Below are 13740 nucleotides of genomic sequence, written 5' to 3' on the forward strand. Positions count from 1 at the left end.
TGGCTGACGCGGCACTGGTTCCCGTACTTCGCAGGTCACCGAAAAGGTTCGCCGCAGCGGCCTCTCGGAGTCCGATCTCGACCGAGCCGGACCGGGATCGCTATCGCCAACTACGGTCCCGATCGGCGAGTGATCAGCTACGACCACTTGATCTTCACGATCGGGTGGCCTGCGAAGTCCGGGGCTGGTCCGCTCGGTCCAGGCGGCCTTGGGCCGGACAGCACGGTGCCCCGCGACCACCGGTCGCGGGGCACTGCGCACCACGCTCCGCACAGCCTGTGCCATGAGGCACCGCCTGTGGCGAGGTCAGGCGGTGGACCCCAGCAGGGAGGTCGTTGACAGCCGCAGGGTGAGCACCGGCAGCAGGTCCGCTACCCGGTGCGGGCGGTGCGCCGCTATCCCCGGGGGAGCCGGGGCGAGGGGCACCAGCAGATCCGTGGGCTCGGGGTGGCCTCCGGCCGCGTCGGCCAGGGTGTCTCCGTGCAGCCACAGGGTCAGCATGTAGAGCTCGGGTACGGACAGCAGCCGCGGCTGGAACGAGCCCGCGATGGCTTCCGCCTGCCGCAGTGCGAGTTCCGTGGAGGGCACGTAGGGTCCCTCGAAGAAGTGCGAGAACGCCCAACCGTCCGGCGTCAGCATCGTCTCGGCAGCGGCCACCATCCGATCGCCTCTGCGGATGAGAAAGCGCCACCCGGCGAGGCGGGTGCGTGGCCGGCGGCCCGGCTTGGTGATCCGGTCCAGGACATGGACTGGAAGGGGGAGCTCGGCGCTCAGGGGACCGGACGCGGACCGCAGAGCCGGTGTACGCGGGTCACTGACGGCGGTTGGAGAACCGAGGGCCGTGAGGGCGCTGCGCAGGGCTGGCTTGGGTGCCGGAGGTAGAAGCAGCGGCATGGTGGGTCGCCTCTCGCTAGGGAGACACGTGGAGCGGGGCAGGGTGCGGACGGCGCCGTCAGCGTGCAGGCCAGAGCGGCCGAAGAACGAATGCCGGCGGTGCAATGTCAGTGCCTCGTTCACGAAGTTTATACGACGTTTGTTCACACGGTGTTTCCGCTAGCCGTCATGCGTATTGCCGGCAAGGCGTTATTCGGCCCTTACTGTGCGGGGGTTGCACCTCATCTGTACCCCTGCCGCGGTCCGCTGCCTCCAGTTATGCCCAGCAAGCGGTGGGCCGATTCCTGTCGGTGTTTCTCACCAGACAATGCGCCGGGCCCGGGACAAGGCGCTATGCCGATGGAATGTGCCGCACGGAGTGTACGAACGAGCATAGCGGGCATGTGGTGTCCGCCGGGCGTTATCGATCACATTGCCTGGGCATCATCGACCCGTGACCCGCCGCTGGCGTCGCGGGCGGCCCACTCGAGGAGGGACGCTTCGATGGGGGAGAAGGTCGTGGCAGGCGGGTTCGACCTGTCCGATCGGCAGCGGTACCGCGGCAAGCTGCGGCGGTGCCTGCAAGGCCTGGAACGGCTACTGGAGGAGAAGAAGTTCGACCGGCCCAAGAATCTGATGGGCCTCGAGATCGAGCTGAATCTCGCAGGTGCCGACGGGATGCCGCGCATGATGAATGCTGAGGTTCTGGAGCGCATCTCGAGCGGGGATTTCCAGACCGAGCTGGGGCAGTTCAACCTTGAAGTGAACATTGTGCCGCACCGGCTGTCCGGGCGGGTTCTGGACCGGCTTGCCGAGGAGTTGCGGACTGGCCTCGCATATGCCGATCGCAAAGCGCAGGAACTGTCCGCGGAGATCGTGATGATCGGAATTCTGCCGACCCTCGCCGCGCACGACCTGGTTTCCGCGAACCTGTCCGAGGTCGATCGCTACATGCTCCTCAACGACCAGATCCTGGCCGCCCGGGGCGAGGAGATCGCCCTGGATATCGAGGGTGTGGAGCGCCTGACGTACACCAGCTCCTCCATCGCTCCCGAAGCGGCCTGTACCTCGGTGCAGCTGCACCTCCAGGTGACGCCGGGGCGCTTCGCCTCCGTCTGGAACGCCGCCCAGGCGGTGGCCGCCGTACAGATCGCCGTAGGAGCCAACTCGCCGTTCCTCTTCGGCCGGGAGCTGTGGCGCGAGTCCCGGCCGCCGCTGTTCCAACAGGCCACGGACACCCGGCCGCCGGAGTTCACCGCACAGGGCGTACGGCCGCGCACCTGGTTCGGCGAGCGCTGGATCACCGACGTACACGACCTCTTCGAGGAGAACCTCCGGTTCTTCCCGGCGCTGCTGCCGATCTGCGACGAAGAGGACCCGCTGAGGGTCCTCGACGAGGGCGGCATACCGCAGCTGCGGGAGCTCGTCCTGCACAACGGCACCGTCTACCGGTGGAACCGGCCCGTGTACGGCGTTGCCGAAGGCCTGCCCCATCTGCGGGTGGAGAACCGGGTCCTGCCTGCCGGACCCACCGTCAGCGACGTCATCGCGAACGCCGCTTTCTACTACGGCCTCGTCCGGACGCTGGCGGACGAGTCGCGCCCCGTCTGGTCGCGGCTGTCCTTCGCCGAGGCCTCGGCCAACTTCGATGCCGCATGCCGCTACGGCATCGAGGCCACCCTCCGCTGGCCGCGCCACGGCCGTTCGGGTGGCGTGACAGACGTCCCCGCCGCCCGGTTGGTGCTGGACGAGCTGTTGCCGATGGCCGAGGCCGGCCTGGACGCCTGGGGAGTCGAACCCGTCGACCGGGACCGGTATCTCGGCATCATCGAGGAGCGCTGCCGGCGGCGGGTGAACGGTGCGTCCTGGCAGGCGGCGGCCTTCCACCAGGGGCTGGAGCGCGGGCTGGACCGGGCGGCCGCGCTGGCGGCGACCACCCGCCGGTACTGCGAGCTCATGCGCACGGGCGAGCCGGTGCACACCTGGCCCGCCGGCCTCCCGGCCGAGCCCAGCGTCTTCCCGGTCCGGCCGCGGTACTGAGCCCGCGTCGGCGTACGGTGGGCCCGTTCCCCTTCCGGCCGTGACGGCGGTACGGACCAGGCGGGGGTGACAGACCGGGAGGCAGTGTGCAGACGGAGTCGGGCTTGGTGGCCGATTCGCCCGCCCAGCGGCTCTCGCCGCGGATCCTGCGGAGCGAAACACTGATCGTGCTGGCCCTGTCGGTCGGCGCGAGTGCGGTGTCCGCGCTGATCAGCTTTGTCGGATCCGTGACCAAGCCGGGCGGGCTGAAGGACCAGGCGGCGAAGCTCAACGTCTCGGCTGCCCCCGGACGGCCATGGCTGGATCTCGCCTGGCAGGTCTTCGACATCGCCACGGCGCTGGTGCCCGTCGTGCTCGTGGCGCACCTGCTGCTGCGGGAGGGCGCCGGCGGGCTGCGGGCGGTCGGCTTCGACCGGCGCAGGCCACGGTTCGACCTGGGGGCGGGGGCCGCCGTCGCGGCGGCGATCGGCGGCACCGGGCTGCTGTTCTACCTCAGCGTCCGGGCCTTGGGCGGCAACCTCACCGTGGTCCCGGAGTCCTTGCCGGACGTGTGGTGGAAGATCCCCGTGCTGATCGCCTCCGCGATCCAGAACGCGGTGCTGGAAGAGGTCGTCGTGGTCGGGTACCTGCTGCGCAGGCTCGGGCAGCTGGGATGGACCCCGATGGGCGCGCTGGCGGCGAGTGCGGTGCTCCGCGGCTCGTACCACCTGTACCAGGGGATCGGCGGGCTGGTCGGCAACATGGTGATGGGCGTGGTCTTTGTGCTGCTCTACCGCCGATGGGGGCGGGTCGGGCCGCTGGTCGCCGCGCATGCGCTCATCGACATCGTGGCCTTCGTCGGGTACGCGTCGCTGGCCGGTCACGTGGGCTGGCTGCCCACGGCCTGAGCCGGGACTCAAGGCTCACTCTGAACCTCAGGTTGAGACTTGAGCCGGGGGCCTGAATATGCGTCACGGCCGCTCGAGCCGCCCCCGGTGGGTCATGCGGTGCTGAGCAGCTCGCCGTCGATGACGGTGACGGCCGTCCCGCCCAGGAGCGTACGGTCGCCGCGCAGCGCGGTGCGGACCAGGCCGGTACGGGCCGACACCTGCAGGCCGGTGAGCTCGTCGCGTCCGAGCCGGGCGGTCCAGTACGGGGCCAGTGCGGTGTGTGTGCTCCCGGTCACCGGGTCCTCGTCGATGCCGACGGCCGGCGCGAAGAAGCGCGAGACGAAGTCGTAGCCGCGGGACGGGTCGTCGGCTGCCGCTGTCGCGATGATGCCGCGGTGGTCGAGCCGGGCGATGGCCGCCAGGTCCGGTGTGAGGTCCCGCACGGTCTTCTCGTCGGGGAGCTCGACCAGAAGGTCGCCGACGTTCGGGCCCGTGTCGTGGGCGGAGAGGATCTCCGCGCCCAGGGCGGCGGCCAGGTCGCCCGGTACGTCGAGTGCGGTGAGTGGGGCGGTCGGGAAGTCCAGCGTGATCGAGCCGTCGGTGTTCGCGGTCGCGGACAGGACTCCGCTGCGGGTGGCGAAGCGTACGGTGCCGCCGCCGGCGCCGGTGGTCTTCAGGACGTGCGCGGCGGCCAAGGTGGCGTGGCCGCACATGGTGACCTCGGTCTTCGGCGTGAACCAGCGCAGCGCCCAGTCGGCCTCGGCGCTCGCGGGCAGCGGGTGCGCGAAGGCCGTCTCCGAAAGGTTGACCTCGGTCGCGACCCGCTGCAGCCAGTGGTCTTCGGGGAAGGCGGTGGAGTCCAGCAGCAGGACGCCGGCCGGATTTCCGGCGAAGGGCCGGTCGGTGAAGGCATCGACGATACGGATCCTCATGATCGCGAGCTTAGGGCGCCGGTCAGGCTCCCGGCCAAGGCCAATTCCCAGCTCCTGGACCGGCAGGGCCTTGTTGTGCGAGCTACTTCGATATATCGTTGAGATATCGCGAAAGATCAACGATGGAGGGATGAGAATGCGTTCCCACGGACATGGGTCAGGGCACGGGCGCGGAAACTGCGGACCCGGCCATCACGGACAGGGAGACGTCGAGGGGCGGCGCGCAGCCTTCGGGCCGTTCGGGCCGTTCGGGCCGCCTTTCGGAGGGCCGCCCTGGGGCGGCCGCGGCCGCGGCCCGCGCGGCCGGGCGCGGCGCGGCGATGTGCGCGCCTCGATCCTGGCGCTGCTGAAGGACCGGCCGATGCACGGCTACGAGATGATCCAGGAGATCGCCGAGCGCAGCGGCGGGGCGTGGAAGCCGAGCCCGGGCTCGGTCTATCCGACCCTTCAGCTGCTGGAGGACGAGGGCCTGATCAGCAGTGCGAGTGAGGGCGGCAAGAAGCTCTTCGAGCTCACCGACCAGGGGCGTGCCGAGGCCGACGCCGGGCCGGATGCTCCCTGGGAGGAGGCCGGCCGCGGCATCGACTGGGAAGCCATGAACGAGATCCGCAAGGCCGGATCCGGGTTGGTCGAGGCGTTCCGGCAGGTCTGGGCCACCGGTACGCCCGAGCAGCGCGACAAGGCTCTCGCGGTGATCAACAAGGCGCGGAAGGAGCTGTATTTGATCCTCGCCGAGGAGGACTGAGGTACGCGGCGTTCCTTATGGGATCGCGGACCGCGTATCGGGGGGAACGCTCCGGGAGTCGTCGCTCGTCTCATGGCGCCAGGGTTACGCCACCAGACCGCCGAGCTTGCGCAGCGACTCTTTGAGGGCGGCGGTCGCGGACTCCTTGAGCTTGCCGGCCATCAGCGTCACGGCGGCGCCGGTGAACTCGCCGTGGATGCGAACCTGCGTCCGCTCGCCGTCCGGCGTGAGTTCGTATCGCGTCCTGAGGTTGACGCCCATCGGGCCCGTGCCTTTGATGGTGAACAGGTGGGCCGGCTCGAGGGCTTCCACCGTCCAGGTCGCCTCGGCCGGGAAGCCCATGAGCTTTATGTGGTAGGTGGCGCCGGTCTCGAGGGGGTCGGCCCGCCACCGGGGAAGCTGGTGTGGGTGGCGCTCCGCTTCGCGTGTGAGGTGAAGTCCGTCAACTGCTCCCAGACCTTCTCCGCCGGTGCGTCGATCCGTGCCTGAACACTGACCTCGGCCATGCGACCACCCCTTCTGAGTGCGCTGCGTCGGGCGACGCGGCGGAACGTAGCCGTCGCTGGTCGAACATTCAATACTGATGAGCCGTCAGATGCTGGCGATGGTGCTGGCTTGCATGGGTCGAGCGGGTCGGCGTGCTCGCCGTGGCGGTGCATGCCGGGCGGTCGAGGTGCTGCTGCGGAACTGATGGTTCCGCACTGCGGATGTCAGGGGTATAGGTGATGAAGCTCCTGTCGTCGCCTGTCATCATGGTCCGATGCACGTGTCTTCTTCGGGGAGGAACGTCGGCCTTGGCCTCGCCTTGGCGTCGGCGTTCGCATTCGGTGGATCGGGGGTCGCGGCCAAGCCGCTGATCGAGGCGGGGCTCAGCCCGCTGCATGTGGTGTGGCTGCGGGTCGCCGGCGCCGCGCTCGTCATGCTGCCCGTGGCCTGGCGCCACCGGGGTCTGCTGCACCGCCGTCCCGCGCTGCTCGCCGGTTTCGGGCTGCTCGCGGTGGCGGGCGTGCAGGCCTGCTACTTCGCGGCGATCTCCCGTATCCCGGTCGGTGTGGCCCTGCTCGTCGAGTACCTGGGGCCGGCACTCCTCCTCGGCTGGGTGCGCTTCGTACAGCGGCGCCCCGTCACCCGTGCGGCGGCCGTCGGCGTCGTCCTCGCGGTCGCCGGCCTCGCCGGAGTCGTCGAGGTGTGGACCGGGTTGAGCTTCGACCTGCTCGGACTGCTGCTCGCCCTGGGCGCTGCCTGCTGCCAGGTCGGCTACTTCGTGCTGGCGGATCACGGCAGTGACGGCGAGGACGCGGCGGACCCGATCGGCGTCATCGCGTACGGGCTGCTCATCGGCGCCGCGGTGCTCACCCTCGTGGCCCGGCCGTGGGGGATGGACTGGACGGTGCTCGCCGGCCGGGCGGACATGGACGGGACACACGTGCCGGCGGCGCTGCTGCTCGGGTGGATCGTGCTCATCGCGACGGTCACCGCCTATCTGACCGGCGTGCTGTCCATACGGCGGCTCTCGCCGCAGGTCGCGGGTGTGGTGGCCTGCCTGGAGGCGGTCGTCGCGACGGTCCTCGCCTGGGTGCTGCTGGGCGAGCACCTGGGGGCGCCCCAGATCATCGGCGGTGCGCTGGTGCTGGCCGGAGCGTTCATCGCACAGGCCTCGACGCCGAAGGCGCCCTCCGCCGAGCCGGTGGCCGGAGCGCTGCCCGGGGTCGCCGGAAGCCAGGAGTCCGCTGAATTGCCCGCCGGTTCACCGGCGGCGTAAGGTGACGATCATGCATTCGACTGCTCTCGTGCTGCCGCCCCCCGCCGCATAGGGCGGGCGGCTCACCCCGGAAGACAGAAGCCCGGGTGAAGCCCCGGGCTGGTCGCCGCTGCCCGCACACGGAGCCAAGCGTCCCTTTCTCTCTTCCGTTCCGTGGAGATCACGCACGTGTCGAATTCTGCTGTTCAATCCGCTGTCGGCCTGCCCGTCGGGCGGGGTCTGCTCTATCTGATCGTGGCCGGCGTCGCCTGGAGCACCGCCGGCGCGGCGGCCGCCATGCTCTACCGGGCCAGCGACCTGGGCCCCGTCGCCCTGTCGTTCTGGCGCTATGCCGGCGGTCTCGTGCTGCTGCTGGCCGCACTGGGCCTGCGCCGCCGCCGCGCCGCGGATGCCGCTCCCGCGACGGCCGAGCCGCTCCGTCGCCGGTTGCTGCGCATCCTCGCCACCGGGATCGGCCTGACGGTATTTCAGACCGGTTACTTCGCCGCCGTCCGGGAGACCGGGCTGGCGGTCGGCACCGTGGTCACGCTCGGCGCCGGACCGGTGCTCATCGCGCTCGGGGCGCGGTTGACCATGGGCGAGCGGCTGGGGCGCGGCGGGGTGGCCGCCGTGGCCGGTGCGCTCGGCGGCCTGGTGGTGCTGGTCCTCGGCAGCGGTGGCGGCGTGGTGCGGCCGCTCGGCGTGGTCCTGGCGCTGGTCGCGGCGGCCGGATACGCGGCCATTACCCTGCTGACCCGGTGGCTGGGACGGGGCGGTGCGGGCGGCGCTGATGGGTTCTCCACGACGGCATGGGCGTTCGGCGTGGGTGCGGTGTGCCTGCTGCCGTTCGGCGTCGCCGAGGGGCTGCTGCCGCACGCGGCTGATCCCGGCCGGGTGCTGATGCTGCTGGTGTACACGGCCGCGGTGCCGAGCGCGCTCGCCTACGGGCTCTACTTCGCGGGGGCCGCGGTCGTACGGGCTGCCACGGCTTCGGTGATCATGCTGATCGAGCCGGTCGGCGCCGCGGTGATCGCCGTGGTGGTGCTCGGGGAGCGGCTCACGACGGCGACCGTGCTGGGCACGGTGCTGCTGCTGGGCGCGGTGGCGGGCCTTGCCGTGGCCGAGACCCGCGTGGCCACGGCCACCCGCGCAGCCCCCGCCTAGGCGGGGGGCAGGGCGAGACGGCGGAGTTGGTGGGCTTGCGCGGCGTTGTCGCGCGGGCCGCCCCGTTGCGCCAGGCCCGCCGCGATCCGCCGCTGTACCGCCTCCGGTTTGCGGCCGGCGTACTTGAACTTGGCCCGCACCTCGGTCACTTCGAGGCGCAGGCCGCGGATGCCCGGCAGCAGTCGACCGTACGGCGGCTCGCCGGGCGCCACGCGCGCGTACCCGCCGTGCGGCTGGTGGTGGGCCAGCTGGCGGTGCAGCAGCGCCGCCTTCTCGTCCGGGTCGTCGACGATGTGCGCGGTGCAGCGGAGCTGGACGGCGGCGTAGAAGCTCGTCGGCACGCCGTGCTCGGGCGGCGCCCCCTCGTCCGCCTGCCAGGAGGTGGGCACGTACGCGTAGTCGTCGACAACGCTCAGCAGTACGGCGGGGTCGGCTTCGAGGGCCTGCCAGACCGGGTTGGGGCGGGCCAGGTGCGTGACCGCCTCCCCGCGCGCGGCGTCGTAGGCGAAGTGCAGCGGCTGGACGGCGGGCGGCTGCCCCGGCAGACCGTTGACGGCGAGCTGTCCGAAGTCATGGCCGGCCAGCCACTCCTGCCATTCGGCGTCGTCGCGGGCCGCGTCCCAGGGATGGATGAGCACGGCGGCCTCACCGGGCGGTGAGGTAGGCGGGGACAGCGATGGACGAGTCCAGGTCGTCGGCCGGAATCGGAGCACCGTACGCCGGCGTGACCGGCAGGACACCGCTCCAGTACGGCAGCGACAGGTCCTCCGGCTCGTCGCCCGGGCCACCGGTCCGGACCTTCGCCGAGACCTGCTCCAGGTCGAGCCGCAGGACGGCGGTCGCGGCGAGTTCCTTGGCGTTGGCCCGGCGGGAGTCGTCGGCACGGCCGGGCAGCACATGGTCGACCAGGGCGTCCAGGGCAGCCGCGCGCTCCGCCGGGTCGGTGACCTGGTGGGCGGTTCCGTGCACCACCACCGAGCGGTAGTTGACGGAGTGGTGGAAGGCGGAGCGGGCCAGCACCAGGCCGTCGACATGCGTCACGGTCAGGCAGACCGGCAGGCCGGCGTCGCTGCCCTGGGACTCACCGGCCATCCGCAGCGGGCGGGAGCCGGTCGAACCGTGCACGTACAGCCGTTCACCCACCCGTCCGTAGAGCGTGGGCAGCACAACGGGGGCTCTGTCACGTATGAACCCCAGGTGGCAGACGTACCCCTCGTCGAGGATCGCGTGCACCAGCTCACGGTCGTAGGAGGCCCGGTCGCGGCCGCGGGTGGGCGTGGTCAGTTCGGTGTGCCCGTAGGTAGCGGTGTCCTTCATTGCGCTCTCCGATTGAGCTAGTGCATAATTTGTTTTGTGCTAGGAGATTATCGGATCGCGGGGCGTCGTGCAGCTGAGATTGCCGCGAGCGTGGAGCGGGGCATCGGTGCCGGCTATCTGATGCCCAATCAACTTCTCCCGCCGCTGCGGGAATTGGCTGCGGAGCTGGGCGTCAATCCGAATACGGTCGCGGCCGCATACCGCATCCTCCGTGACCGTGGGGTGATCGAGACGGCGGGGCGGCGCGGCAGCCGGGTGCGCTCGCGCCCGGCCAGTACGCCCCGGGAGTCGATCCGTATCGAGGCCCCGCCCGGCGTCCGGGACCTGTCCACCGGCAACCCCGACCCGGCGCTGCTTCCGCCGCTCCGCGACGCGCTCGCCGCGGCCGCGGACCGCTATGCCCGGCGCCCGGCGCTCTACGGCGACCCGGCCGTCGCTCCCGAATTGGAGCGGATGGCGCGGGAGGCGTTCGATGCCGACGGGGTGCCTGATGGCCCGATCGCCGTCACCTCCGGATCGCTCGACGCGATCGAGCGGGTGCTCGCCGCCCACCTCCGGCCGGGCGACGCGGTCGGGGTCGAGGACCCGGGGTGGGGCAGCTTCCTGGATTTGATCCCCGCGCTCGGGCTGCGCCCGGTGCCCGTCGCCGTCGACGATGAAGGGCTGCTTCCACAAGGCCTGGAGCGTGCGCTGCGTGAGGGCGTACGCGCCCTGGTGGTCACCGCCCGCGCCCAGAACCCGACCGGAGCGGCGATCAGCGGGGCGCGCGCCGAGGCGTTGCGCGCCGTCCTGGCCGCCCGCCCCGATCTGCTCCTTATCGAGGACGACCATGGCCACGGGATCGTCGATGTGCCCCTGCATCCGCTGGCGGGAGTGTCCGAGCGCTGGGCGCTGGTCCGGTCAGTCGCCAAGGCGTACGGGCCCGACCTGCGGCTGGCGGTGCTCACCGGCGACTCCGTCACCGTCGACCGGGTGCGTGGCCGCCAGCGGCTGGGCGCCGGCTGGGTCAGTCATCTGCTGCAGGACTCCGTGGTGCACCTGTGGCGCACGGGCGCGGTGGACGCTCGGGCGGTCGCCGCGTCGTACGCCGCCCGGCGCGATGCCCTGGTGAGCGCACTGCGGCGGCGAGGCGTCGAAGCTCACGGCCGCACCGGCATGAACGTATGGGTGCCCGTCCCCGATGAGACGGGGGCCGTCGCTCGGCTGCTGCAGTCCGGCTGGGCCGTAGCGCCCGGAGCGCGCTTCCGCATGTCCTCGCCTCCGGGCGTGCGGGTCACCGTGTCGCCGCTGTCCCAGGACGACATCGGGCCGGTCGCCGGCGCTCTCGCGTCCGCGACCGGCCCGGCACCAGCGGGGCGCTACGACTGACGGCGGGCGGCCCGCGCCCGGCTCTGTGTCAGGGCGGCGCCGGCGAGCACGATCAGCGCACCCACGGGGGTGTTCCAGGTCAGGTGCTCGCCGAGCAGCAGCACACCCGCGGCCGTCGCGATGACCGGGATGAAGTACGTGACCAGGGTCGCGGTCGTCGGACCGACCTCGGCGACCAGCCCGTACTGCAGCAGGAAGGCGAAGCCCGTTCCCAGCGCACCCAGCGCCACCACGGAGAGCAGCGGAAGGACGGGGAAGGACATCGGGAGTGAGGTGAACAGTGGCGTGACCACGGCCAGTTGGAGGGTGCCGAGCATCAGCTGCGCGCCGGACATCGCCAGGTTGGAACTGCCCGAACCGGTCAGCGTGCGCCGGACGTAGATCCAGCCGACCGCGTAGCAGAGCGAGGCGACCAGCGCGAACACGGTGCCCACCGGGTCCTGCCCCGAGAAGCCCTGCCAGGCGCCAAGCACGATCAGCACACCCACGAACCCGATACCGAGACCGGCGACCCGCCGCCGCGTGGGACGGTCGTCGGACAGGGCGACCATCGACAGCACCATCCCCCACAGGGGTGTGGTGGCGTTGCAGATCCCGGCGAGGGTGGAGGGGATGGTGAGTTCCGCGTAGGCGAACAGCGAGAACGGCAGGGCGTTGAGCAGGAAGGCCGCCACCGCGAGGTGGCCCCAGTTGCGGGCCCCGCGAGGCAGCCGCTCTCGCTTCAGTGCCAGCACTGCCACGAGCACCGCAGTGCCGAACACCATCCGCCCGAGGGTGACCTGCAGGGGCGCGTACGCCTGGGTGCCGACCTTGATGAGAAGGAAGCTGAAGCCCCAGATGAGGCAGAGAGCGGCGAAACGGATCCGCCAGTCCACGGCGGGACGGCGAAGGGCTGGGCCGGTGGTGGCTGCCGGCGCGGCCTTGGGCGCGGCGGGGGAGGCGGAAGCGCGGGCGTCCGAAGTGGATTGCGACGAAGCGGCGACGGGGCTCATGGCTACAACGATGGCCGGGGAAACTTCGTAGAACAAGCGAGTTTTCGTGGCTGCCATAGGTTAGTATCACTTACATGTTGAACCTGGAGCGCCTTCGGACGCTGGATGCCGTCGCCCGCCATGGATCGGTGAGCGCAGCCGCCGACGGGCTCCATGTGACGACTTCCGCCGTCTCGCAGCAGATGTCGAAGCTCGAGCGCGAGGCAGGGCAGCAGCTGCTCGCCAAGAACGGCCGCGGAGTGCGCCTCACTGACGCCGGACGGCTGCTCGCGGACCACGCGGCACGCATCCTGTCCCAGGTCGAGATGGCCCAGGCGGACCTCGAGGCGCATCGCGGCCAGGCGGTCGGCGAGCTGTTCCTCGGAGCGTTCCCCACCTCCGCGCGCGGCCTGTTCCCCTCCGCGCTCGCCGCGCTGCGCGCCCACCACCCGCAGCTGCGCGTCCGGCTCCAGGAGATGGAGCCCGATGAGTCGGTGCCGCGGCTGGTGCGAGGGGACGTCGACCTCGCGGTGGTTCTCGACTGGTACAACAAGCCGCTGTCCATGCCGGACGGGCTGGCCAAGGCGCCGCTGCTGGACGACCCCGCCGATGTGGCGATGCCCGCGACCCATCCCCTGGCCGACCGGAAGGAGGTCGACCTCGAGGAGTTCGCGGACGACGAGTGGATCTCCTGGCCGGAGGGCGAGTTCTGCCACGACTGGCTGATGTTCACCCTGCGCGGCAAGGGAGTGGAGCCGCGCATTTCGCACATGGCCGAGGAGCACCACACCCAGCTCGCACTGGTCGCGGCGGGGCTGGGGGTCGCCATCGCGCCCCGACTGGGCCGCGGGCCCGTGCCGGCCGGGGTGCGCGTGGTGCCCGTACGGCACAAGATGCGCCGGCACATCTACGCGATCTGGCGGGCGGACGCGGACCGCCGCCCGTCGATACGAGCCGCCGTGGACGCGCTGCGCACGGCCGCGCAGACCGTCGACACGCCCTAGCCCGGAGGGATCTTGGGAGGTCCCAGGACACCACCGACTCCGGGGGTGAGCCGCAGCCAGGCGTGCCGCCCGTCATGGGGTCCCAGTAGTACTCGCCGAAAAAACAACGGAGTAGCCCCTGACCTGCGGGTACGGCCGGGACCGCGGGGACACCTTGGCCGCCGTCGAGCGGCTGGCAGCGGGCAAGGAGTTGGCGGTGGACCGCTGGCACGGCCGTGACGCGAAGGGTGTAGCCCTGACCGCGCCGTACGGTCACCCCCTGGTCGAGCGCGGCCCGCTCGGCGGGCTCCAGGTCGGCCGCGCTGAGGAAGTCGGCGACCTTGCCCGGCATGTCGAGGGTGACCGGCAGCTCCGGGGCGGGGACGTCCTCCTCGATTGCGGTGTGGTCGGGCATGAGGTCGGCGACCGCCGTGCGGATCGCGCCGCGGCTGACGCCGTGTTCGCGGGCGAGGGCGGCGATGGATCGGCCCTCCAGATACGCGGTGCGTACGGCGTCGGTCTTCGCGGCCGCCACGGCGGGGCGGCGTCCGCCCTTGCTGCCCTTGGCCTCGGCGGCGCGCAGTCCGTCGTAGGTCAGTTCGCGCTGGAGGTCGCGCTGGAGTTGGGTCTGTCAAACGAACGGCTCTGTCCTGTAATCGGTGGTACCGCTGTGTAGTGATCACTGGAGGGGGATGCGGTGGCGGAGCAGGGGGAACCCGGCTCGGCCGTGCATCTGT

At 71.2% G+C, this 13740-nt stretch carries 13 protein-coding genes and 1 pseudogene; 8 read left to right on the top strand and 6 right to left on the bottom strand.

The window, feature by feature from the left end:
• Positions 1-306: 306 nt before the first annotated feature.
• Positions 307-894, bottom strand: a complete 588-nt coding sequence (locus ACY34J_RS28155; RefSeq protein ID WP_462729462.1) for a hypothetical protein — start codon at positions 892-894, stop codon at positions 307-309.
• Between the two features lie 483 nt (positions 895-1377).
• Here ACY34J_RS28155 and ACY34J_RS28160 point away from each other — a divergent pair, with 483 nt between their 5' ends.
• Both ACY34J_RS28160 and ACY34J_RS28165 read left to right on the top strand, forming a co-directional pair.
• Positions 1378-2913: a glutamate-cysteine ligase family protein gene (locus tag ACY34J_RS28160; protein WP_462729463.1), complete on the top strand. Its 1536-nt coding sequence runs from the start codon at positions 1378-1380 to the stop codon at positions 2911-2913.
• Between the two features lie 86 nt (positions 2914-2999).
• A complete protein-coding gene (locus ACY34J_RS28165) occupies positions 3000-3800 on the top strand; it encodes a CPBP family intramembrane glutamic endopeptidase (RefSeq protein WP_462729464.1) in 801 nt (266 codons plus the stop codon).
• 92 nt (positions 3801-3892) lie between these two features.
• Here ACY34J_RS28165 and ACY34J_RS28170 read toward each other — a convergent pair whose 3' ends face one another.
• On the bottom strand, positions 3893-4714 hold the full coding sequence (locus tag ACY34J_RS28170; RefSeq protein WP_462729465.1) for a PhzF family phenazine biosynthesis protein: 822 nt from the start codon (positions 4712-4714) through the stop codon (positions 3893-3895).
• A gap of 136 nt (positions 4715-4850) precedes the next feature.
• Here ACY34J_RS28170 and ACY34J_RS28175 point away from each other — a divergent pair, with 136 nt between their 5' ends.
• Positions 4851-5459 (top strand): PadR family transcriptional regulator, encoded by a 609-nt coding sequence (locus tag ACY34J_RS28175; RefSeq protein WP_462729466.1) that lies wholly within the window; start codon positions 4851-4853, stop codon positions 5457-5459.
• Between the two features lie 84 nt (positions 5460-5543).
• Here the strand turns inward: ACY34J_RS28175 and ACY34J_RS28180 are convergent.
• Positions 5544-5965 (bottom strand): annotated as a pseudogene (locus tag ACY34J_RS28180) (type II toxin-antitoxin system Rv0910 family toxin).
• A 254-nt stretch (positions 5966-6219) separates the two neighbouring features.
• Between ACY34J_RS28180 and ACY34J_RS28185 the strand changes: the two are divergent.
• A complete protein-coding gene (locus ACY34J_RS28185; protein ID WP_462729467.1) occupies positions 6220-7221 on the top strand; it encodes an EamA family transporter in 1002 nt (333 codons plus the stop codon).
• A gap of 168 nt (positions 7222-7389) precedes the next feature.
• The gene (locus tag ACY34J_RS28190; RefSeq protein WP_462729468.1) at positions 7390-8364 is read left to right on the top strand and encodes an EamA family transporter; all 975 of its coding nucleotides are present in this window, start codon (positions 7390-7392) and stop codon (positions 8362-8364) included.
• Here ACY34J_RS28190 and ACY34J_RS28195 read toward each other — a convergent pair.
• Together ACY34J_RS28195 and ACY34J_RS28200 are read right to left on the bottom strand one after the other, a co-directional pair.
• Complete coding sequence (locus ACY34J_RS28195) at positions 8361-9002, bottom strand: FMN-binding negative transcriptional regulator (RefSeq protein WP_462729469.1); 642 nt, start codon at positions 9000-9002, stop codon at positions 8361-8363. The two genes, ACY34J_RS28190 and ACY34J_RS28195, sit on opposite strands and share 4 nt — an antisense overlap.
• A gap of 7 nt (positions 9003-9009) precedes the next feature.
• Positions 9010-9681: a pyridoxamine 5'-phosphate oxidase family protein gene (locus ACY34J_RS28200; protein ID WP_462729470.1), complete on the bottom strand. Its 672-nt coding sequence runs from the start codon at positions 9679-9681 to the stop codon at positions 9010-9012.
• Positions 9682-9717: 36 nt separating this feature from the next.
• Between ACY34J_RS28200 and ACY34J_RS28205 the strand changes: the two genes are divergently transcribed.
• A complete protein-coding gene (locus ACY34J_RS28205) occupies positions 9718-11049 on the top strand; it encodes an aminotransferase class I/II-fold pyridoxal phosphate-dependent enzyme (RefSeq protein ID WP_462729471.1) in 1332 nt (443 codons plus the stop codon).
• On the opposite strand, the gene ACY34J_RS28210 is transcribed toward ACY34J_RS28205, so the two are convergent.
• Complete coding sequence (locus ACY34J_RS28210) at positions 11040-12041, bottom strand: DMT family transporter (RefSeq protein WP_462729472.1); 1002 nt, start codon at positions 12039-12041, stop codon at positions 11040-11042. The two genes, ACY34J_RS28205 and ACY34J_RS28210, sit on opposite strands and share 10 nt — an antisense overlap.
• A gap of 74 nt (positions 12042-12115) precedes the next feature.
• Between ACY34J_RS28210 and ACY34J_RS28215 the strand changes: the two genes are divergently transcribed.
• Entirely contained in the window at positions 12116-13024 is a 909-nt protein-coding gene (locus ACY34J_RS28215; RefSeq protein WP_462729473.1) for a LysR family transcriptional regulator, read from the top strand.
• Between the two features lie 154 nt (positions 13025-13178).
• Positions 13179-13679 carry a hypothetical protein gene (locus tag ACY34J_RS28220; protein WP_462729474.1) on the top strand — a complete coding sequence of 167 codons (501 nt, stop codon included), beginning with the start codon at positions 13179-13181 and terminating at the stop codon, positions 13677-13679.
• Positions 13680-13740: the final 61 nt, after the last annotated feature.

The organism is Streptomyces sp. HSS9-12 (genome assembly GCF_054963655.1).